Genomic DNA, 20,253 nt, shown 5'->3' with positions numbered 1-20,253 from the left:
AAACCAGGTTGCGTTGCAGCAATTTTCCGCATTGTGAGAATTGATCTCGTAATTTGAAAATTTGATTGCGTTGACGTCGGGACCCTTATTACAATCAGCCGGTGCTGCCGCGGCCTATCCTGCGTCCGCGTGATCTGTTCAAAGTGCGTTCCCCATACCCAGGAGACGAGCATGTCCGCTGTACCCGACGAAGTCATGAAATATGTCGCCGCCGAGAAAGACGACGATCCCCAGGAAACCGGCGAATGGCTGGAAGCGCTGGATGGCGTGATTTCTGCTGTTGGCCCTGACCGTGCCCACTACCTGATCGAAAAGCAGATCGAATTTGCACGGGTGCACGGCGAACATCTGCCGTTCTCCGCCAACACGCCTTACATCAACACGATTCCGGTCGCGCGCCAGGCCAAGAACCCCGGCGACCAGGACATCGAACACCGCATCCGCTCGTACACCCGCTGGAACGCGATGGCCATGGTGCTGCGCGCGGGCAAGGAAACCAACGTCGGCGGCCACATCGCGTCGTTCGCGTCGGCCGCCACGCTGTACGACGTCGGCTACAACCACTTCTGGCACGCACCGTCGGCCGAGCACGGTGGTGACCTCGTGTTCGTGCAAGGCCACTCGTCGCCGGGCGTCTACTCGCGCGCGTTCCTGCTCGGTCGCCTGACCGACAATCAGCTCGACAACTTCCGCCAGGAAGTCGGCGGCGAGGGCATCTCGTCGTATCCGCACCCGTGGCTGATGCCGGACTTCTGGCAATTCCCGACCGTGTCGATGGGCCTCGGCCCGATCATGGCGATCTACCAGGCGCGCTTCATGAAGTACCTGCAGGCGCGCGGCATCGCGAAGACCGACGGCCGCAAGGTCTGGGCCTTCCTCGGCGACGGCGAAACGGACGAGCCGGAATCGCTCGGCGCGATCGGCATGGCCGGCCGCGAGCGGCTGGACAACCTCGTGTTCGTGATCAACTGCAACCTGCAGCGTCTCGACGGTCCTGTGCGCGGCAACGGCAAGATCATCCAGGAACTCGAAAGCGAATTCCGCGGCGCCGGCTGGAACGTGATCAAGGTCATCTGGGGCAGCCGCTGGGATGCCCTCTTCGCGCGCGACAAGTCGGGCGCGCTGATGCGCCGCATGATGGAAGTCGTCGACGGCGAATACCAGACGTACAAGTCGGAGTCGGGCGCGTTCGTGCGCGAGCACTTCTTCAACACGCCGGAACTGAAGGCGCTGGTCGCCGACTGGTCCGACGACGACATCTGGAATCTGAACCGCGGCGGCCATGATCCGCACAAGATCTACGCGGCGTTCACGGAAGCGACCAATTCGAAGGGCCAGCCGACCGTCATCCTCGCGAAGACGATCAAGGGCTACGGCATGGGCGAAGCCGGCCAGGCGATGAACATCACCCACCAGCAGAAGAAGATGCAGGTGGAGCAGCTGAAGAAATTCCGCGACCAGTTCCGTCTGCCGATCACGGACGAGCAGATCGTCGACGTGCCGTACCTGACCTTCGAGGAAGGCTCGAAGGAACTCGAATACATGCGCCAGAAGCGCATGGACCTCGGCGGTTATCTGCCGGCGCGTCGTCAGAAGGCCCAGTCGCTGCCGGTGCCGGAACTGTCGGCTTTCGAGCCGCTCCTGAAAGGCACGGGCGAAGGCCGCGAGATCTCCACGACGATGGCGTTCGTGCGGATCCTGAACATCCTGCTGAAGGACAAGGCGCTCGGCAAGCGCGTCGTGCCGATCGTGCCGGACGAGTCGCGTACGTTCGGTATGGAAGGTCTGTTCCGTCAGATCGGCATCTGGAATCAGGACGGCCAGAAGTACGTGCCGGAAGATTCCGACCAGCTGATGTTCTACCGTGAGTCGGAAACCGGTCAGATCCTGCAGGAAGGCATCAACGAAGCCGGCGGCATGGCCGACTGGATCGCAGCCGCGACGTCGTACTCGACGCACGGCGAGATCATGATCCCGTTCTACATCTTCTACTCGATGTTCGGCTTCCAGCGCATCGGCGACCTCGCATGGGCCGCGGGCGACATGCGCTCGCGCGGCTTCCTGCTGGGCGGCACGGCCGGTCGCACGACGCTGAACGGCGAAGGTCTGCAACACGAAGACGGCCACTCGCTGCTGTGGGCGGCTTCGGTGCCGAACTGCATCAGCTACGACCCGACGTTCGGCTACGAACTCGCGGTCATCGTGCAGGACGGTCTGCGCCGCATGGTCGCCGAGCAGGAAGATGTGTATTACTACATCACGGTGATGAACGAGAACTACGAACACCCGGCAATCCCGCAGGGCGCGGGGCTGGAAAGCGTGGCCGAGGACATCATCAAGGGCATGTACTCGTTCAGCAAGACCGCTGCCGACAAGAAGGCGCCGCATGTACAACTGATGGGCGCGGGCACGATCTTCAACGAAGTGATCGCCGCGGCCGACCTGCTGAAGAACGACTGGGGCGTCAACGCCGACCTGTGGAGCGTGCCGAGCTTCACCGAGCTCGCGCGCGAAGGTCACGAAGTGCAGCGCTGGAACCTGCTGCACCCGACCGAAGAGAAGAAGCTGTCGCACGTCGAGAAGCTGCTGAAGGACGCGCCGGGTCCGGTCATCGCATCGACCGACTACGTGCGTGCGCTGACCGAGCAGATCCGCGCGTTCGTGCCGCAGAAGTTCGTCGTGCTGGGCACCGACGGCTACGGCCGTTCGGACACGCGCGAGAAGCTGCGTCACTTCTTCGAAGTCGATCGCTACTGGGTCACGGTCGCCGCGCTCAACGCGCTGGCAGACGAAGGCACGATCGAACGCAAGGTGGTCGCCGAGGCGCTCAAGAAGTACAACCTTGATCCCGCCAAACCCAACCCGATGACCGTCTAAGGCATCACCCGTGTGCCACGATGCACGCGCCTGCTCCTCGTCGCGAGGGGCAGGCGGCGTGCGCGGCCCAGGAGACACTAACAATGAGTCAAGCGATCGAAGTCAAGGTGCCGGACATCGGCGATTACAAGGACGTCCCTGTGATCGAGGTGCTGGTAAAGGCGGGTGACACCGTCGAAAAAGAGCAATCGCTCGTTACGCTGGAATCCGACAAGGCGACGATGGACGTGCCGAGCTCGGCTGACGGCGTCGTCAAGGAAGTGAAGGTCAAGGTCGGCGATGCGGTGTCCGAAGGCACGCTGATCGTCGTGCTGGAAGGCGCCAACGCGGCAGCCGCGGCGCCCGCGCCGGCGGCGGCTCCTGCAGCGGCACCGGCACCGGCGGCAGCTCCGGCCGCGGCGCCCGCGCCCGCGGCGGCAGGCGGCGGCGTGCAGGAAATCAAGGTGCCGGATATCGGCGACTACAAAGACGTTCCCGTGATCGAGATCGCGGTGAAGGTCGGCGATCGCGTCGAGAAGGAACAGTCGCTCGTCACGCTCGAATCCGATAAGGCGACGATGGACGTGCCGAGCTCGGCCGCCGGCGTCGTCAAGGAAGTGAAGGTCAAGGTTGGCGATACCGTGTCGGAAGGCTCGGTCATCGTCGTGATCGAAGCGGAAGCCGGCGCTGCTCCGGCACCCGCGCCGGCACCGGCGGCGAAGGCGCCGACCGAGAAGCCGTCCGACGCACCGGCCACGCCGACCCCGGCACCGGCCGCGCCGTCCGCGCTTGCACAGGCGCCCCTGATCCCGGCCGGCGAAGGCGGCACGCGTCATCCGAGCCACGCTTCGCCGTCGGTGCGCAAGTTCGCACGCGAACTCGGCGTCGACGTGAGCCAGGTGAAGGGCACGGGTCCGAAGGGCCGCATTACGCAGGCCGACGTGACCGCGTTCGTGAAGGGCGTGATGACCGGCCAGCGCGCAGCGCCGGCAGGAGCCGCCGCGCCGGCCGCCGGCGGTGGCGAGCTGAATCTGCTGCCGTGGCCGAAGGTCGACTTCACGAAGTTCGGTCCGATCGATCCGAAGCCGCTGTCGCGCATCAAGAAGATCTCGGGCGCGAACCTGCATCGCAACTGGGTCATGATCCCACACGTCACGAACAACGACGAAGCGGACATCACCGAGCTCGAAGCGCTGCGCGTGAAGCTGAACAAGGAACACGAAAAGGCGGGCGTCAAGTTCACGATGCTCGCGTTCGTGATCAAGGCCTGCGTGGCGGCCCTGAAGAAATTCCCGACCTTCAACGCGAGCCTCGACGGCGACAACCTGGTGTTCAAGCAGTACTACCACATCGGTTTTGCCGCGGACACGCCGAACGGCCTCGTCGTTCCGGTGATTCGCGACGCGGACAAGAAGGGTCTCGTCGACATCGCGAAGGAAATGGCCGACCTGTCGAAGGCCGCGCGCGAAGGCAAGCTGAAGCCGGACCAGATGCAAGGTGGCTGCTTCTCGATCTCGTCGCTGGGCGGTATCGGCGGCACGCACTTCACGCCGATCATCAACGCGCCTGAAGTCGCGATTCTCGGCCTGTCGCGCAGCGCGATGAAGCCGGTGTGGGATGGCAAGCAGTTCGAGCCGCGCCTGACCATGCCGCTGTCGCTGTCGTATGACCATCGCGTGATCGACGGAGCGGAAGCCGCGCGCTTCAACGCATACCTCGGTTCGATTCTTGCCGATTTCCGGCGTGTGATTCTTTGACCGGCTGGTGAGGTCCGCCGGCGCGGGCGCGGATAGTTCCAACTGATCCGCGTCGCGCCGTCCGCGCGTTCGCGTGCGCCGTGCGCGCCGAACGCGCCGCTCATCATCGATCAATAAGAGAAGGGGACACCATGAGTCTCGTCGAAGTAAAAGTGCCGGACATCGGTGACTTCAAGGACGTCGACGTCATCGAAGTCAACATCAAGCCGGGTGACGTCATCGAGCAGGAGCAGTCGCTGCTGACGCTCGAATCCGACAAGGCGTCGATGGAAGTGCCGAGCGATACCGCCGGCACCGTCAAGGAAGTGCGCATCAAGCCGGGCGACAAGGTTTCGCAGGGCACGGTGATCGCTCTCGTAGAGGCAGCGGCGGGCGGCGCGGCTGCGGCCGCGCCCGCGGCGAAGGAACCGGAAAAGGCGGCGCCCGCACCGGCGCCTGCCGCGCCGAAGGCCGCCGCACCGGCGCCGCAGGCCGGCAGCTATGCGGGCAGCGCGGACATCGAGTGCGACATGCTCGTGCTCGGTTCGGGCCCCGGCGGCTATTCCGCCGCGTTCCGCTCCGCCGATCTCGGTATGAAGACCGTGCTGGTCGAGCGTTATCCGACGCTCGGCGGCGTGTGTCTGAACGTCGGCTGTATCCCGTCGAAGGCGCTGCTGCACACCGCGCTCGTCATCGACGAAGCGGCAGATCTCGCGTCGCACGGCATCACGTTCGGCAAGCCGCAGATCGACCTCGACAAGCTGCGCGATTTCAAATCCGGCGTGGTCAAGAAGCTGACCGGCGGTCTCGCGGGCATGGCCAAGATGCGCAAAGTCGAAGTGGTGACGGGCACCGGCGCGTTCGTCGATCCGAACCACATGGAAGTGCAGACCGAGGGCGGCAAGAAGGTCGTCAAGTTCAAGCAGGCGATCATCGCGGCGGGCTCGGAAGCGGTGAAGCTGCCGTTCATTCCGGAAGACCCGCGGGTCGTCGATTCGACCGGCGCGCTCGAACTGCGCCAGATTCCGCAGCGCATGCTCGTGATCGGCGGCGGCATCATCGGTCTCGAAATGGCGACCGTGTACTCGACGCTCGGCGCGCAGATCGACGTCGTCGAAATGCTCGAAGGCCTGATGACCGGCGCGGACCGCGATCTGGTCAAGGTCTGGGAGAAGTACAACAGCAAGCGTTTCGCGAACGTGATGCTGAAGACCAAGACCGTCGCGGCCGAAGCGAAGGACGACGGTATTTACGTGTCGTTCGAGGGCGAGAAGGCGCCGGCCGAGCCGCAACGCTATGACCTCGTGCTGGTGGCCGTGGGCCGCTCGCCGAACGGCAAGCGGATCGGCGCGGAAAAGGCCGGGGTCGCGGTGACCGATCGCGGCTTCATCGAAGTCGACAAGCAGCAGCGCACGAACGTGCCGCACATCTTCGCGATCGGCGATATCGTCGGTCAGCCGATGCTCGCGCACAAGGCCGTGCACGAAGGCCACGTGGCGGCGGAAGCCGCGCATGGCGAGAAGGCGTATTTCGACGCGATGCAGATTCCGTCGGTGGCTTACACCGATCCGGAAGTGGCATGGGCCGGCAAGACGGAAGACCAGCTGAAAGCCGAAGGCATCAAGTTCGGCAAGGCGGTGTTTCCGTGGGCCGCGTCGGGCCGCGCGATCGCCAACGGCCGCGACGAAGGCTTCACGAAGCTGCTGTTCGATGAGGAGACGCATCGCGTGATCGGCGGCGGTATCGTCGGTCTGAACGCGGGCGACCTGATCAGCGAGGTCTGTCTCGCGATCGAGATGGGCGCGGACGCCACGGATATCGGCAAGACGATCCATCCGCATCCGACGCTCGGCGAATCGATCGGCATGGCGGCCGAGTTGTATGAAGGCGTCTGTACCGATCTGCCGCCCGTCAAGAAGAAGTAAGGCGGTGCGCCGGGCCTGCATCGCGACATGCGGGCCCGGCGAAGCGGGTCAGGCTGTGGCGCAAAGAAAAACGGCGCGCTCCATGTCGGAGCGCGCCGTTTCTGTTTTCCTGGCGCCCGGTAGGCGGGCAAAAAAATCCCGGCTTGGCGGCCGGGCAAACGATACGTCATTGCAACGTATCGGAGCGTTCGGCCCATCAAACCGTATAAGCGGCAACGGCACGACGCTGTTGCTTGCGATAACGCCGGCGCAGCGCGAAGGCTGGGCCGGCGTGAAAGACGACGACGCCAGGTATTTAAAGCCTGGCGTGTTGATGCGTGAAGCTTAGACTGCCTTCTTGGCGGCAGCGCGCGATGCTTGTGCAGCGGCTTGCGAAGCTGCCTTCGAAGCAGCCGTTGCAGCTGCATTGAAGTTGCTTTCGGCGATTTCGACAGCCTGGCGGGTTGCCTTGTGGACCGTTTCGTACGTGGTGTTGGCCGCGGTGATAGCCGACTTCATCACGGCGACAGCGGTTTCCGAACCAGCCGGTGCGTTCTTGGCGACGTTTTCGACGAGCGCCTGAACCTTGCGGTTTTGCTCTTCGAATTGTGCTTCCGCGACGCGGGTGAATTCACCTTGCGTTGCGGAAACGATTTCGTACACGTGGCGGCCATACGACAGCGCCTTTTCAGCGACCGGCTGTGCAAGGCTTGCTTGCAGTGCCAGCAGTTCCTGCGCGTCCTTCACGGACAGCGCGCGTTGGGCATTTTCCTGGCTTTCGGCGAGCGTGGACTTCACAACTTGCAGGTTCAGCTCAACCAGCTTTTCGACGCCTTCAAATGCTTTGGTCGTCAGGCCGAACAGGGTTTCGAAGTTGGCTTTCTGGGCTGCGGCGAATTGCTCAGGGGTCAGCAGAGTCATGGTTTACGCTCCTGGATCGCGGCCGGTCTGTGCGGACCGCATTGGGTGGGTGGCAAGACGCCGATTGATCGTCCGCCAGGACTGCGATGTATTGTGCATCGCAGCAATGGTTCCCATTTTAGGATGGTCACAAAGAATGTCAAGCGTTTTTTGTGCGTCGCACAATGTTAAGAAAGCGCCGATAAAACAACAGGTTATACAGTAGGCATGTCATTAATATGACGCGGAACGATTGGGTCCTTGCACCTTGCTGGTGCGAGATAAACGACCCGCTCAACAGGCAGTCAGGAGGTTATTTTCCCTGTCAAAACCTTTTTGCGGGCCCGGCACGCGTAGCATCGCAGCGCTTCGTCCCTGAAAAACCAATCATCATCGATTCGATGTAAACCACCCGATGACAAGGAACGTTAAAGAACGAAGGCAGTCGAACGCGCGTTAGCGACTTTCGTTAGACACTTAAAAGTCTGTCGCACGCTCGCAACGCCCGCATGGCGCGGCGCAGTAGTGTGCGCCGGCGCTCTGACAGTATTTCCCCGGATCAAGGTTGTCTCAAAATTGCCGTTATCCTGCAAGGATCTGCTCGGTTGGGCTGGGCGGCAGCAATGGCGAGGCTTGCTGGCGACGATCGTTTTTTTCGATCGAGGCGCGGCACTTATTTGTGTTTTCGCGATCGGAGCTGACAAGCCGGTTTAAGGACCGCGTATAAGTGCTTCAAATTGCTAATTTTTCGTTGCTTTACTACACTTGCGGAAACCTCTCGCCGCTCCCTATCGAACACCCATGAAAACCGACATGTTTTCGTCGCTAAAGGCGCTCCACGGCGCGGCGCGCAGCACCGCTCTGTCGGTGGCCGTCTCGCTGGCCGTCACAGCGGCGTTCGCTGCGCCTGTCAGCACTTTTGCGGCTACGTCTGCTGCATCCGCAAAAACTTCCAAACACGCAAAAGCCGCCAAAAAGCCGGCGCAAGCGGCCGCCACTGAAAAAGTGTCGAGCCGTGCGGCGAAAGCCGGCAAGGCTGAGGCAGCGAAAGCCGGCAAGGGCGAGGCCGTGAAAGCCGCTGCCGCCGACGAAGATGCGCCGCGCGCCAACGTCAAACGCAAGCGTGTGACGTTCGCGGCAAACGGCCGACACCATTCGGTGATGCGACGCGTCGCTTTCGAGCCGCGCCAACCGAGCGTCGGCCAGGCGTTTGGTTTGCACGAGACACCGGACGCGCTGATGCTGCGCTCGAGCGTCGCCTACGTAGTCGACCAGAACAGCGGCGAGACGCTGTTCGACAAGAACTCGCGTGCCGTGGTGCCGATCGCGTCGATCAGCAAGCTGATGACCGCGATGGTGGTGCTCGATTCGAAAGAGCCGATGACCGACCAGATCGAAGTCACCGACGAAGACCGCGACTACGAGAAGAACACCGGTTCGCGTTTGGCGGTGGGCTCGGTGCTATCGCGAGAAGACATGCTGCACATCGCGCTGATGGCGTCGGAAAACCGCGCGGCGGCGGCGTTGTCGCGCTACTACCCGGGCGGCCGCCCGGCGTTCCTGGCGGCGATGAACGCGAAGGCCAGGCAACTCGGCATGAACGACACGCACTTCGAGAACCCGACCGGTCTGACGAGCATGAACGTGTCGAGCGCGCGCGATCTGGTGAAGATGGTCAACGCGGCGTATCAGTACCCGTTGATCCGCAAGTTCTCGACCGATCACAGCTACGAGGTGTACACCGGCAAGCGCACGCTCGCGTATAACAGCACGAACGCGCTGGTGCGCAACCCGACGTGGGACATCGGTCTGCAGAAGACCGGCTTCATCAACGAAGCGGGCGAGTGTCTCGTGATGCAGGCGACCATCCACGGCCGGCCGATGATCCTGGTGCTGCTCGATTCGTCGGGCAAGTACTCGCGTTTCGCGGACGCGACGCGTCTGCGTACATGGCTCGACAACGGCGGCGACCAGGCGCGTATCACGAGCGCGGATGCCGGCGGTCCCGGTACCTGAAGCCGGAACGATTTGCCGGCTGCGGTTATCGCAAAGAAAAAGCCTCGCGGATGCGAGGCTTTTTTCATTGGCGTCGAAGAGAGCGAGCGCAAGGGTGCAACTGCGGCCAAACGGCCGCTGCGCGTGCGGCCTACGAATGCTGGCCGTGTGAACTGTGCGAGCCGTGCGAATGATCCTGCTGCGCCTGCGGCCGGTACCCTAGCGACTCCGAAATCATCAACGCGGTCTGGCTCAACTGCCCGAGCCACGAATCCTGCAAGCGATCGGCCGGCGCCGACAGCGACAGCCCCGCGACCAGCTTGCCCGTATCGTCGTAAATGCCGGCGGCGATGCAGCGCACGCCCAACTCCAGTTCCTCGTTGTCGCGCGCGCAGGCCTGCTGGCGCACGTGCGACAACTCGCGCTCGAGTTTCGCGAGATCGGTGATGCTGTTCTGCGTGTGGCCCGACAGACCGGTGCGGGTTGCATAGGCCCGCACGCGGGTGGCTTCGTCGGCGGCGAGAAACAGCTTGCCGACCGAAGTCAGATGGAGCGGCGCGCGCCCGCCGATCGCCCGCACCACCTGCATGCCAGAGCGCTCCGAATACGCGCGTTCGATATACACGATTTCGTCGCCCTGACGCACCGACAGGTTCACGGTCTGCCCGGTCTGACGGTGCAGCTCGCGCATCGGCGTAAGCGCCGCGTCGCGCACGGACAGGCGCGCCTTGACGAGATTGCCGAGTTCGAGCAGGCGCATGCCGAGACGGTAGGTGCCGGGGTCCGAACGGTCGACCAGCCGGCACATCACCATATCGTTCAGGATGCGGTGCGCGGTGGAGGGGTGCAACTCCGTGCGGAGGGCCAGTTCTTTCAGGCTGACCGGGTCGCTATGTGCCGCCAGTGCGTCGAGCAGGCGCATCATGCGTTCGATCACCTGGATCGAGGTTTTGGGATCCGGGTTCGTATCGCTCATATGAGAATCGGTGGATGCATCAAACAGCGAAAACTGATTGTATCTCGTATTGTGAAAAAAGCGAACGCGCTTCGAGGCGCGCTTCCAATCCGACGGTGCGTGCTTCCTATGCCTTCCGGCCGTTGGTATTGCACCGGCAAACAGCGGATAATCAGGGACGTTTCCCCGAAAGGAGGGCTCATGCGAGTCGGATTGTTCGTCACGTGCCTGATCGACCTGATGCGTCCCGAGATCGGTTTTTCGGTCATCAAGCTGATCGAAGGCGCCGGTTTCGAGGTCGTGGTGCCGCCTGCGCAAACCTGTTGCGGGCAACCCGCCTACAACTCGGGAGACCGCCGGCTCGCGCGCGAACTCGCCGAGAAAACGCTGCGCGAGTTCGAACAGTTCGACTACCTGGTGGTGCCGTCGGGCTCGTGCGGCGGCATGATCCGCGCGCACTACGGTGACCTGTTCCGCGACGATCCCGAACTGATGAACCGTTTCGGCCGCCTGCGCGGCAAGGTGTTCGAACTGACGGACTTCCTCGTCAATGTCGCAAAGGTGCAGCTGCAACCGGGCGAGTTCCCAGGACAGGTGACTTATCACGACTCATGTTCGGGCTTGCGGGAACTGGGCGTCAAGGCGCAGCCGCGCGAACTTCTCGCGCAGGTCGGCGTGTCGGTCACCGAGATGAAGGACTGCGAACATTGCTGCGGCTTCGGCGGCACGTTCGCGGTCAAGTACGGCGATATCTCGACCGCGATCGTCGACGAAAAGTGCGCCAACATCGCGGCGAGCGGCGCCGGTACGGTCGTGCTCGGCGACCTCGGCTGCATGTTGAATATCGAAGGGCGGCTGCGCCGTCAGGGCGACTCCACGACGCGCGTGCTGCACATCGCGCAGGTGCTGGCCGGCGACGTGTAAGCCCCGCGCGGCGAACCCGGCCATTGGTCGCGTCGCGTGTCTCTCGTCTTTCACGCATTGCGTCGCGCGCGGATACGCCGCGCGTTTCAATCCGATTTCATCAGGGCCGCCATGCAAGTCCAATCGATGCAGTTCAAGGCTCGCGCCGGTCAGAAACTCGCCGACCAGCGCCTGCAGCAGAACCTGACCAAGCTGTCCACGAAGTTCGTGTCGGCGCGCGCGAGCGCGATCACCGCGATCGACTTTCCGGCGACCCGCGCGGCGCTCAAGGAGCGTCGCAATCGCGCGCTCGAGAATCTCGACGTGTGGCTCGAAACCTTCGAGCGCGAGGCGACTAGGCGCGGCGTGACGGTGCTGTTCGCCGAGACCACGCAGGAGGCCGCACGGCTCGTCGGCGACATCGCCCGCAGGCACGACGTGAAGAAGGTGATCAAGACGAAGTCGATGGTCACCGAGGAAATGCGCCTGAACGAAGTGCTCGGGCAGATGGGCGTGCAGTCGATCGAAACAGATCTGGGCGAATACATCCTGCAGATCAACGACAACGAGCCGCCGAGCCACATCATCGCGCCGGTGGTTCACAAGGATAAGGACGAGATCGCCGATCTGTTCGCGAAGACCCACGGTCGGCCGCGGCTCACCGAGATTCCCGACATGACGCGCGAGGCGCGCGAGATGCTGCGGCCGCACTTTCTGAGCGCGGACATGGGCGTGACGGGCGGCAATTTCGTCATCGCGGAAACGGGCTCGGTGGTGGTCGTGACCAACGAGGGCAACGAGGGCATGTGCACGGTGATGCCGCGCGTGCACGTCGCTGTCACCGGCATCGAAAAGGTTCTGCCGACGCTCGAGGATCTCGCGACCGCGATGCGCCTGCTGCCGCGCTCGGCAACCGGGCAGGCCACCTCGAACTATTTTTCGGTGCTGACCGGGCCGCGAGGCGCGGGAGATCAGGACGGGCCCGAGCATATGTACGTGGTGCTCGTCGACGGTGGCCGAACTGGGCTGATCGGCGGAGACTTTCAGGAGATGCTCCGCTGCATCCGCTGCGGCGCGTGCATGAATCATTGCCCGGTGTATCAGAAGGTCGGCGGCCATGCGTATGGGTGGGTGTATCCGGGGCCGATGGGCTCGGTGCTGACGCCGAGCTATGTCGGCATCGACAAGGCGCTCGATTTGCCGCAAGCAGCAACGTTGTGCGGCGAATGCAATAGCGTGTGCCCGGTCGGTATCCCGTTGTCCGATCTGTTGCGCAAGCTGCGCGAAAAGCAGATGGAGCGCCACCTGCGGCCTTGGAAGGAGCGCGCCGGGTTGGCGCTGTGGGGTTGGCTCGCGCTGCATCCCGATGCCTATGCGCTCTTCACGAAACTCGCCGTGCGGGTGCTGGAGCGCCTGGGTGGGCGCAATCGGTCGATTGCAAAGCTGCCGCTGGGGGGCGCGGGCTGGACCGATACGCGCGACATGCCAGCGCCGGTGGGTCGTACGTTCCGGGAGTTGTATGCCGCGCAGCGCAGCCATCTTGGCTGAGCCGGCGGCAGCGGGAGTGGTTTGACGGCTGCGAGCTCACGCTGCCATCACCGTGGGCGCGGGCGAGACTAGCTCAGCGCCGGACGGTCCTCAATGTTCCGTCGGTTGCCCCGGGTGACGGGCAGGCGGATTTCGCGCCCAGTCGTTGCCCCGACCGCCGTTGCCTGCTTGCGGCTGTGGCTGCGGCTGGGACGGCGGCGGGCCACCTGCGCCGGGGCGCGGGCCGCCATTGGCGCCGCTGGGGCCGTGCGGACCGCCCGCTGCGCCCTGCGGCGGTGGCCCGCCGTGCGGCTGTCCAGGACCGCCACCATTGTTGCCCCGATCGTCGCCGTGATTGCCGTGGTGCCAGTCGTTGTCGCCTGGATGACCGCGAAAGCCCGGGCCCGGCGGCGGGCCGTAGTAGCGTCCTGGTCCGTAATCGCTGTAGCCGAGGTACACATTGGTTTGCGGCACGACCGCGGCGCCCGGCGCGTAACCGTCATAGCCGCTATAGGCGCCGTAGCCGTTGCCATACATCGGCGTGCCGTCCGGATAGACCGCGCAGCCGCCGACCAGCGCGGCGGCCACGAGACCAGCGAGAGGTGCAATGCGTTTCATTTTGTAGGACCAGTTGTAAGTGCAAAGAAATGTCGATGTAAGAATAAGACCATCATTATCGCTTTCCGTCGCGCCGGTTTTGTATGAGTTTGTAAGCTCTTCTTTTTCGTGCCAGCGGTGCCCAGTCGTTCCTCGCAGCGCTCTCAATTGACTGTTCCATTTCGAGCAACGATCTATCCCGCGCGCGCGGGTTTTTCCTGATTGTGAATTCCTATAGGATTTCGGCTGGGCATAGTGCGCCAAAAGCTCATGCGCCCCTAATTGGAAAACACATCATGAAAAAGACAATAGCGGTGTACTGGCCTCTTGCCATCGTTGTATCGCTCGCGGTGCTCGCGTATCAGCACGTCAACGGCCATACCTCTTCGCGCGCTTCGCAGATGCCGCTCGACGCCAACCATCTGACCGCCGAACTCGCACGCGCCGTGTCGTACGGCATGATCGACACCGCGTCGGCACTGCCGGCCAAACCGTTGCCTGCCGCCGCGGCGACCCCGTTGGCCGAGGCATCGTAAGCAGGACGGCGAACTGTGGCGGTACGAAGCCCGCTGCGCGTGCGCGGCTGTACCACACCCGGCGCGAATCCGTCGAGGTTTGTATAATCGCGGCGCAGTCCGCTGACTGGCTGACGACCTCACGCGCGGCGCCTGGAGCGTCGAAGAATCCCTGATGAAAACTGTGTCCATCTGTTTCGTTTGCCTCGGGAATATCTGCCGTTCACCGACGGCGGAGGGCGTGATGCGTCATCTGGTCGACGAGGCGAAGCTCGCGGACCGCATTCTGATCGATTCGGCCGGCACTGGCGATTGGCACATCGGCGCGCCGCCCGACGAACGCGCGCAACACGCGGCGCGCCAGCGCGGCTATACGCTCGACGCGCTGCGCGGCCGCCAGATCACGGTCGCGGACTTCGAGCGCTTCGATCTGCTGATTGCCATGGACGACCGCAACGTCGCCGCGTTGCGTCAGATCTGCCCGCCCGCTCAGCGCGACAAGATCCGTCTGCTGATGGAGTTCGTGCCGGAGTCGGATGGGCGCTGGAGCGGCGCGCGAGAGGTCGTCGACCCGTATTTCGGTGGCGCGGAAGGCTTCGAGTTGGTGCTCGATCAGTGCGAAGCAGCTTGCCGCGGGCTGATCGCCGCGCTGCGCCCGCAATTGCTCGCGTAGGTATCGGGGCGAACAACCCGGGTGATGCACGCGTGCGGACAAACGCGGACATGCCGCGAACGTCACGCGTGCGGCCTGGCGCCGAAGTAGGGCAATCAATTAAGCAGCTGACACAAAATTTACCGCCCATACTTGACTAAATCGGTCATGTATTTATACTTGACCAAACTTGTCGAGAATTGCGGTTCCCACATCATATGAGACTCACCACGAAAGGCCGTTTCGCCGTCACGGCGATGATCGACCTGGCGTTGCGCCAGGAGCAGGGCCCGGTGACGCTTGCGGGCATCAGCCAGCGCCAACACATCTCCCTGTCGTATCTCGAGCAGCTGTTTGGCAAGCTGCGCCGTCATGAAATCGTCGAGTCCGTGCGCGGACCCGGCGGTGGCTACAATCTCGCGCGCCGTGCCGAAGAGGTGACGGTGGCCGACATCATCATCGCGGTCGACGAGCCGCTCGACGCCACCCAGTGCGGCGGCAAGGGCACGTGCGAAGGGACCAAGCAGCACGATGGCCACTGCATGACGCACGAGCTGTGGTCGACGCTGAACCAGAAAATGGTCGAATACCTCGATTCGGTCTCGCTGAAGGATCTGGTCGACCAGCAGCGTTCGCGCGAAGGCGCGCCGGCGGTGCTGCGCGACAGGCGCAGCGACGCGCCGGCGGTCGAACCCGTCCGCGTGGCGCCCAAGGGTCCCAATTCCGTTTTCAACATGGCCGGATCGTGAAGCGCGGCGCGCAATAGGAAATCTTCCGCCGCAGCCCCATATCGAATCCAGAAGCCAGAGCACATGACGTCCCCGGAGCAATTGATGAACAACGACTCTCTCCATCTGCCCATCTACATGGACTACAGCGCCACGACGCCGATCGATCCGCGTGTGGTGGACAAGATGATTCCGTATCTGCGCGAGCAGTTCGGCAACCCCGCGTCGCGAAGCCACTCTTATGGCTGGACGGCCGAGCGCGCGGTCGAGGAAGCGCGCGAGCAAGTCGCCGCACTCGTGAATGCCGATCCGCGCGAAATCATCTGGACCTCGGGTGCGACGGAGTCGGACAACCTCGCTCTGAAAGGTGCCGCGCACTTCTACAAGAGCAAGGGCAAGCACATCGTCACGGTGAAGACCGAGCACAAGGCCGTGCTCGACACGACCCGGGAGCTCGAGCGCGAAGGCTTCGAAGTTACGTATCTCGATGTCAAGGACGACGGTCTGATCGACCTCGACGCATTCAAGGCGGCGCTGCGCCCGGACACGATTCTGGTGTCGGTAATGTCGGTCAACAACGAGATCGGCGTGATCCAGGACATCGAGGCGATCGGCGAGATCACGCGAGAAAAGGGCATCATTTTCCACGTCGACGCGGCGCAGGCCACCGGCAAGATCCAGATCGATCTGCAGAAGCTGAAGGTCGACCTGATGTCGTTCTCGGCGCACAAGACCTACGGCCCGAAGGGCATCGGCGCGCTGTACGTGCGTCGCAAGCCGCGTATCCGTATCGAGGCGCAGATGCACGGCGGCGGCCACGAGCGCGGTATGCGTTCGGGCACGCTCGCCACGCACCAGATCGTCGGCATGGGCGAAGCGTTCCGTATCGCGCGTGAAGAGATGGCGACCGAAAACGAGCGCATCCGCATGCTGCGTGACCGTTTGCTCAAAGGCTTGTCGGAAATCGAGGAAGTGTATGTGAACGGCGACATGGAAAAGCGTGTGCCGCACAATCTGAACATCAGCTTCAATTTCGTCGAAGGCGAATCGCTGATCATGGCGGTGAAGGACGTCGCGGTGTCGTCGGGCTCGGCGTGCACGTCGGCGTCGCTGGAGCCGTCGTACGTGCTGCGCGCACTTGGCCGCAACGACGAACTGGCGCACAGCTCGATCCGCTTCACGGTGGGACGCTTCACGACCGAGCAGGAAATCGACTACGTGATCAACCTGCTGAAGACGAAGATTTCCAAGCTGCGCGATTTGTCGCCGCTGTGGGAAATGCACAAGGACGGCATCGATCTGTCGACCATCCAGTGGGCCGCGCACTAACGCGCCCGCGGAACGAAATCGACGTCGAACGTTCATCGGATTGCAGGTTGAAACGAATCAAGGAGTGTAATCATGGCTTATAGCGACAAGGTCCTCGACCACTACGAAAACCCGCGCAACGTCGGTTCCTTCGCCAAGGACGACGATACGGTCGGTACCGGCATGGTCGGCGCGCCGGCCTGCGGCGACGTGATGAAGCTGCAGATCCGCGTTGGTGCGGACGGCATTATCGAAGACGCGAAGTTCAAGACCTACGGCTGCGGCTCGGCCATCGCGTCGAGCTCGCTCGTCACCGAATGGGTGAAGGGCAAGACGCTCGACCAGGCCATGTCGATCAAGAACACGCAGATCGCCGAAGAACTGGCACTGCCGCCGGTGAAGATCCATTGCTCGATTCTCGCGGAAGACGCGATCAAGGCAGCGGTCGCCGACTACAAGCAGCGCCACGGCGAAGCGGCGGTTGCCGAAGACGGCAAGGCCGCCTGAGCGGCAACAAGGTAAGAACGAAGCAACCGGTGAGCGGGGCGCGAATACGCGCCGCGCACTCCGGCAACTGAGAAACGTTATGGCAATTACGTTGACCGAAAAGGCAGCACAGCACGTCCAGAAGTATCTGACCCGTCGTGGTAAAGGCATCGGGTTGCGCGTCGGCGTGCGCACCACCGGTTGCTCGGGCCTCGCCTACAAGCTCGAGTACGTGGACGAACTCGCGCCGGAAGATCAGGTGTTCGAGACAGGCGGCGTGAAGGTCGTCGTCGACCCGAAGAGTCTCGCGTATATCGACGGCACGGAGCTCGACTTCGCGCGCGAAGGGCTGAACGAAGGCTTCAAGTTCAACAACCCGAACGTGAAAGACGAATGCGGCTGCGGCGAGTCGTTCCGCGTCTAGATTCGTTACTTTCCGCGTGCGGCGGATCAAAGGCGGCGCGGGCCGCCTTTTTAGTTTGATCCGCGCCCACGTGAAGCGCACACGCCTGACACGGCCCAACGTTTCCCCACCAGGTTTTCATCAACGGACTTTAATCCGATGGCATCGCTGAACGACAGCCACTTCGATCTGTTTGGTCTGCCGGCGCAATTCGCGCTCGACGCGAGCACGCTCGATCATGCGTACCGCACCGTGCAGGCGCAGGTGCATCCGGATCGCTTCGCGGCGGCCGGCGATGCGCAAAAGCGCATCGCGATGCAATGGGCGACGCGCGCGAACGAGGCGTATCAGACGCTGCGCGATCCGCTCAAGCGCGCGACCTATCTGCTGTCGCTGCGCGGCATCAACGTCGGCGCGGAGAACAACACGGCGATGGAGCCCGCGTTCCTGATGCAGCAAATGGAGTGGCGCGAGAACATCGAGGATGCGGCAGCGGCGAAGAACGTCGACGCGCTCGACGCGCTGCTCACGGAGTTGCGCGACGAGGAACGCCAGCGCTTGGACAAGCTCGGCGCATCGCTCGACAGCGGTGCGAACCAGGCGGCGGCCGAGGCGGTGCGGCAGATGATGTTCATCGAGCGCGTCGCGTCGGAAATCGACGCGCAGATCGAGCGGCTCGAAGGCTAGCGCGGTTTCGTGCGACGCGGGCAAAGAGCGCGGCGCAGGCAAGCAGCACCACGCCGAAGCAGCACCAGCAGGCAGCGATGTAGCAAGCGACAAACAAAAACCCGGCCGCGAGCCGTGGCATCACCCCCAGCAACGCGAACATTCAGGACGGGGCACAACGTCCCCGAGAAGATCCAGATGGCCTTATTGCAAATCTCCGAACCCGGCATGGCGCCGGCGCCTCACCAGCGGCGTCTGGCGGTCGGTATCGATCTCGGCACCACCAACTCCCTCGTCGCCGCCGTGCGCAGCGGCGTGCCCGATGTGCTGCCCGACGAAGACGGGCACGTGCTGCTGCCGTCGGTGGTGCGCTACCTGGAACAGGGCGGCCGTCGCATCGGCCGCCGGGCGAAGGCCGAGGCCGCCAGCGACCCGCGCAATACGATCGTGTCGGTCAAGCGCTTCATGGGCCGCGGCAAGGCCGAGGTGGAAGGCGCCGAAAACGCGCCGTACGACTTCATCGACGCACCCGGCATGGTGCAGATCCGCACCGTCGACGGCGTGAAGAGCCCGGTGGAAGTATCGGCTGAAATTCTCGCGACGCTGCGCCAGCGCGCCGAAGACACGCTCGGCGACGAACTGGTCGGCGCGGTGATCACGGTGCCCGCTTACTTCGACGAAGCGCAGCGCCAGGCGACGAAAGACGCTGCGCGCCTCGCGGGGCTGAACGTGCTGCGGCTGCTGAACGAACCGACCGCGGCCGCGATCGCCTACGGTCTCGACAACGGCGCCGAAGGTCTGTACGCGGTCTACGACCTCGGCGGCGGTACCTTCGACCTGTCGATCCTGAAGCTCACCAAGGGCGTGTTCGAAGTGCTGGCGGCGGGCGGCGATTCCGCGCTCGGCGGCGACGACTTCGATCATGCGCTGTACCGCCATGTGCTCGAACAGGCCGGCATCGCTCCGCAGACGCTCGCACCGCACGACGTGCGCCTGCTGCTCGATAGCGTGCGCGAGGCCAAGGAGGCGTTGTCGAGCGCGCCGAAGGCTGACCTCAAGCTCACGCTTGCCAACGGCACCGCGCTCGATCTGACGATCGACGAAGCCACCTTCGAGACCATCACGGCCGAGCTGGTGCAACGCACGCTGGGTCCGACGAAGAAGGCGCTGCGCGACGCGAAGGTCACCACGAAGGACATCAAGGGCGTCGTGCTGGTCGGCGGCGCGACGCGCATGCCGGTGATCCGCCGCGCGGTCGAGGCGTTCTTCGGCCAGCCGCCGCTCGTCAATCTCGATCCGGATCAGGTCGTCGCGCTCGGCGCGGCAATCCAGGCCGATCTGCTCGCTGGCAACCGCGGCGCGGAAGGCGACGAGTGGCTGCTGCTCGACGTGATTCCGCTGTCACTTGGCGTCGAGACGATGGGCGGTCTCACCGAGAAGATCATTCCGCGCAACTCGACGATTCCGGTCGCGCGCGCGCAGGATTTCACGACCTTCAAGGACGGCCAGACCGCGATGGCGATTCACGTCGTGCAAGGCGAGCGCGAGCTCGTCAGCGATTGCCGGTCGCTCGCGCGCTTCGAGCTGCGCGGCATTCCGCCGATGGCCGCGGGCGCCGCGCGCATTCGCGTGACCTATCAGGTCGACGCCGACGGCCTGCTGTCCGTGTTCGCGCGCGAACTCGCGTCGGGCGTGGAGGCGTCGGTCGTCGTGAAGCCTTCGTATGGCCTTGCCGACGACGACATCGCGCGCATGCTGGAAGACAGCTTTTCGACCGCTGAAGTCGATATGCGCGCGCGCGCTCTGCGCGAGGCGCAGGTCGAAGCGCAGCGTCTCGTCGAAGCGACCGACGCGGCGCTCGCCGCCGACGCCGAACTGCTCGACGACAGCGAACGCGCCGAACTCGACACGCTGCTCGCCGCGCTGCGCAATGTCGCGTCGGGCGAAGACGTCGGCGCGATCGAAGCCGCGACGAAGGCGCTCGCCGAAGGCACCGACGAGTTCGCCGCGCGCCGCATGAACAAGGGGATTCGCCGCGCGCTGTCGGGGCGCAAGCTCGACGAGATCTGAACGGGCGAACGAACTGCGAACGTCGCACCAATCACCGGAGCGCGCCGCGTGG

18 protein-coding genes are annotated in these 20,253 nt (G+C 63.7%); 15 read left to right on the top strand and 3 right to left on the bottom strand.

Translation table 11 applies throughout. The features are described 5' to 3' along the window. Positions 1-171 precede the first annotated feature (171 nt). The 4 genes from aceE (at position 172) to VSR82_RS03180 (ending at position 6,845) form a co-directional block, all read left to right on the top strand. Positions 172-2,877: a pyruvate dehydrogenase (acetyl-transferring), homodimeric type gene (gene aceE, locus VSR82_RS03195; protein WP_429458753.1), complete on the top strand. Its 2,706-nt coding sequence runs from the start codon at positions 172-174 to the stop codon at positions 2,875-2,877. A gap of 83 nt (positions 2,878-2,960) precedes the next feature. Further along, positions 2,961-4,613, top strand: coding sequence for a dihydrolipoyllysine-residue acetyltransferase (aceF, locus tag VSR82_RS03190; RefSeq protein ID WP_429458755.1), 1,653 nt, complete (start codon positions 2,961-2,963; stop codon positions 4,611-4,613). A 131-nt stretch (positions 4,614-4,744) separates the two neighbouring features. Further along, complete coding sequence (gene lpdA, locus VSR82_RS03185; RefSeq protein ID WP_368586753.1) at positions 4,745-6,517, top strand: dihydrolipoyl dehydrogenase; 1,773 nt, start codon at positions 4,745-4,747, stop codon at positions 6,515-6,517. 82 nt (positions 6,518-6,599) lie between these two features. Further along, positions 6,600-6,845 carry a hypothetical protein gene (locus tag VSR82_RS03180; protein WP_368586754.1) on the top strand — a complete coding sequence of 82 codons (246 nt, stop codon included), beginning with the start codon at positions 6,600-6,602 and terminating at the stop codon, positions 6,843-6,845. On the opposite strand, the gene VSR82_RS03175 is transcribed toward VSR82_RS03180, so the two are convergent. Beyond that, complete coding sequence (locus VSR82_RS03175) at positions 6,842-7,417, bottom strand: phasin family protein (protein ID WP_013089827.1); 576 nt, start codon at positions 7,415-7,417, stop codon at positions 6,842-6,844. The genes VSR82_RS03180 and VSR82_RS03175 overlap by 4 nt on opposite strands. Positions 7,418-8,197: 780 nt before the next feature. On the opposite strand from VSR82_RS03175, the gene pbpG reads away from it, so the two are divergent. Then, positions 8,198-9,412, top strand: coding sequence for a D-alanyl-D-alanine endopeptidase (gene pbpG, locus VSR82_RS03170; RefSeq protein ID WP_429458758.1), 1,215 nt, complete (start codon positions 8,198-8,200; stop codon positions 9,410-9,412). A gap of 130 nt (positions 9,413-9,542) precedes the next feature. Here the strand turns inward: pbpG and VSR82_RS03165 are convergent, their stop codons facing one another. After that, positions 9,543-10,367 carry an IclR family transcriptional regulator gene (locus VSR82_RS03165; protein ID WP_176126472.1) on the bottom strand — a complete coding sequence of 275 codons (825 nt, stop codon included), beginning with the start codon at positions 10,365-10,367 and terminating at the stop codon, positions 9,543-9,545. A gap of 180 nt (positions 10,368-10,547) precedes the next feature. On the opposite strand from VSR82_RS03165, the gene VSR82_RS03160 reads away from it, so the two are divergent. Beyond that, positions 10,548-11,270, top strand: a complete 723-nt coding sequence (locus tag VSR82_RS03160; RefSeq protein WP_429458760.1) for a (Fe-S)-binding protein — start codon at positions 10,548-10,550, stop codon at positions 11,268-11,270. Positions 11,271-11,381: 111 nt separating this feature from the next. Then, the gene (locus tag VSR82_RS03155) at positions 11,382-12,797 is read left to right on the top strand and encodes a lactate utilization protein B (RefSeq protein WP_429458762.1); all 1,416 of its coding nucleotides are present in this window, start codon (positions 11,382-11,384) and stop codon (positions 12,795-12,797) included. Between the two features lie 90 nt (positions 12,798-12,887). Here the strand turns inward: VSR82_RS03155 and VSR82_RS03150 are convergent, their stop codons facing one another. Further along, a complete protein-coding gene (locus VSR82_RS03150) occupies positions 12,888-13,394 on the bottom strand; it encodes a hypothetical protein (protein WP_368586758.1) in 507 nt (168 codons plus the stop codon). Positions 13,395-13,669: 275 nt separating this feature from the next. Between VSR82_RS03150 and VSR82_RS03145 the strand changes: the two genes are divergently transcribed. The 8 genes from VSR82_RS03145 (at position 13,670) to hscA (ending at position 20,201) form a co-directional block, all read left to right on the top strand. Next, on the top strand, positions 13,670-13,909 hold the full coding sequence (locus VSR82_RS03145) for a hypothetical protein (RefSeq protein WP_368586759.1): 240 nt from the start codon (positions 13,670-13,672) through the stop codon (positions 13,907-13,909). A gap of 154 nt (positions 13,910-14,063) precedes the next feature. Beyond that, positions 14,064-14,561, top strand: a complete 498-nt coding sequence (locus VSR82_RS03140; RefSeq protein WP_368586760.1) for a low molecular weight protein-tyrosine-phosphatase — start codon at positions 14,064-14,066, stop codon at positions 14,559-14,561. 197 nt (positions 14,562-14,758) lie between these two features. Continuing rightward, positions 14,759-15,289 carry a Fe-S cluster assembly transcriptional regulator IscR gene (iscR, locus tag VSR82_RS03135; RefSeq protein ID WP_013089819.1) on the top strand — a complete coding sequence of 177 codons (531 nt, stop codon included), beginning with the start codon at positions 14,759-14,761 and terminating at the stop codon, positions 15,287-15,289. Between the two features lie 84 nt (positions 15,290-15,373). Further along, complete coding sequence (locus tag VSR82_RS03130; RefSeq protein WP_368586761.1) at positions 15,374-16,597, top strand: IscS subfamily cysteine desulfurase; 1,224 nt, start codon at positions 15,374-15,376, stop codon at positions 16,595-16,597. Positions 16,598-16,669: 72 nt separating this feature from the next. Beyond that, on the top strand, positions 16,670-17,083 hold the full coding sequence (gene iscU, locus VSR82_RS03125; RefSeq protein WP_013089817.1) for a Fe-S cluster assembly scaffold IscU: 414 nt from the start codon (positions 16,670-16,672) through the stop codon (positions 17,081-17,083). A gap of 79 nt (positions 17,084-17,162) precedes the next feature. After that, entirely contained in the window at positions 17,163-17,486 is a 324-nt protein-coding gene (iscA, locus tag VSR82_RS03120) for an iron-sulfur cluster assembly protein IscA (protein WP_129959361.1), read from the top strand. A 138-nt stretch (positions 17,487-17,624) separates the two neighbouring features. Next, positions 17,625-18,152, top strand: coding sequence for a Fe-S protein assembly co-chaperone HscB (gene hscB, locus VSR82_RS03115; protein ID WP_368586762.1), 528 nt, complete (start codon positions 17,625-17,627; stop codon positions 18,150-18,152). Between the two features lie 177 nt (positions 18,153-18,329). Beyond that, positions 18,330-20,201, top strand: coding sequence for a Fe-S protein assembly chaperone HscA (gene hscA / locus VSR82_RS03110; protein WP_429458768.1), 1,872 nt, complete (start codon positions 18,330-18,332; stop codon positions 20,199-20,201). Positions 20,202-20,253 lie beyond the last annotated feature (52 nt).

The organism is Burkholderia sp. JPY481 (genome assembly GCF_038900515.1).
GTDB classification, from domain to species: Bacteria; Pseudomonadota; Gammaproteobacteria; order Burkholderiales; family Burkholderiaceae; genus Paraburkholderia; species Paraburkholderia youngii.
The sequence above is the reverse complement of the archived record's forward strand: the minus strand, read 5'-3'. Positions and strand labels throughout refer to the sequence as shown.

What these genes read in the sequence shown, in the direction of transcription:
- lpdA (WP_368586753.1), top strand. Translation starts at nt 4,745, where the DNA reads ATGAGTCTCGTCGAAGTAAAAGTGCCGGACATCGGTGACTTCAAGGAC.
- VSR82_RS03150 (WP_368586758.1), bottom strand. Translation starts at nt 13,394, where the DNA reads ATGAAACGCATTGCACCTCTCGCTGGTCTCGTGGCCGCCGCGCTGGTC.
- VSR82_RS03130 (WP_368586761.1), top strand. Translation starts at nt 15,374, where the DNA reads ATGAACAACGACTCTCTCCATCTGCCCATCTACATGGACTACAGCGCC.
- aceE (WP_429458753.1), top strand. Translation starts at nt 172, where the DNA reads ATGTCCGCTGTACCCGACGAAGTCATGAAATATGTCGCCGCCGAGAAA.
- hscB (WP_368586762.1), top strand. Translation starts at nt 17,625, where the DNA reads ATGGCATCGCTGAACGACAGCCACTTCGATCTGTTTGGTCTGCCGGCG.
- iscR (WP_013089819.1), top strand. Translation starts at nt 14,759, where the DNA reads ATGAGACTCACCACGAAAGGCCGTTTCGCCGTCACGGCGATGATCGAC.
- iscU (WP_013089817.1), top strand. Translation starts at nt 16,670, where the DNA reads ATGGCTTATAGCGACAAGGTCCTCGACCACTACGAAAACCCGCGCAAC.
- VSR82_RS03175 (WP_013089827.1), bottom strand. Translation starts at nt 7,417, where the DNA reads ATGACTCTGCTGACCCCTGAGCAATTCGCCGCAGCCCAGAAAGCCAAC.
- hscA (WP_429458768.1), top strand. Translation starts at nt 18,330, where the DNA reads ATGGCCTTATTGCAAATCTCCGAACCCGGCATGGCGCCGGCGCCTCAC.
- VSR82_RS03180 (WP_368586754.1), top strand. Translation starts at nt 6,600, where the DNA reads ATGTCGGAGCGCGCCGTTTCTGTTTTCCTGGCGCCCGGTAGGCGGGCA.
- VSR82_RS03145 (WP_368586759.1), top strand. Translation starts at nt 13,670, where the DNA reads ATGAAAAAGACAATAGCGGTGTACTGGCCTCTTGCCATCGTTGTATCG.
- iscA (WP_129959361.1), top strand. Translation starts at nt 17,163, where the DNA reads ATGGCAATTACGTTGACCGAAAAGGCAGCACAGCACGTCCAGAAGTAT.
- VSR82_RS03140 (WP_368586760.1), top strand. Translation starts at nt 14,064, where the DNA reads ATGAAAACTGTGTCCATCTGTTTCGTTTGCCTCGGGAATATCTGCCGT.
- pbpG (WP_429458758.1), top strand. Translation starts at nt 8,198, where the DNA reads ATGAAAACCGACATGTTTTCGTCGCTAAAGGCGCTCCACGGCGCGGCG.
- VSR82_RS03155 (WP_429458762.1), top strand. Translation starts at nt 11,382, where the DNA reads ATGCAAGTCCAATCGATGCAGTTCAAGGCTCGCGCCGGTCAGAAACTC.
- aceF (WP_429458755.1), top strand. Translation starts at nt 2,961, where the DNA reads ATGAGTCAAGCGATCGAAGTCAAGGTGCCGGACATCGGCGATTACAAG.
- VSR82_RS03160 (WP_429458760.1), top strand. Translation starts at nt 10,548, where the DNA reads ATGCGAGTCGGATTGTTCGTCACGTGCCTGATCGACCTGATGCGTCCC.
- VSR82_RS03165 (WP_176126472.1), bottom strand. Translation starts at nt 10,367, where the DNA reads ATGAGCGATACGAACCCGGATCCCAAAACCTCGATCCAGGTGATCGAA.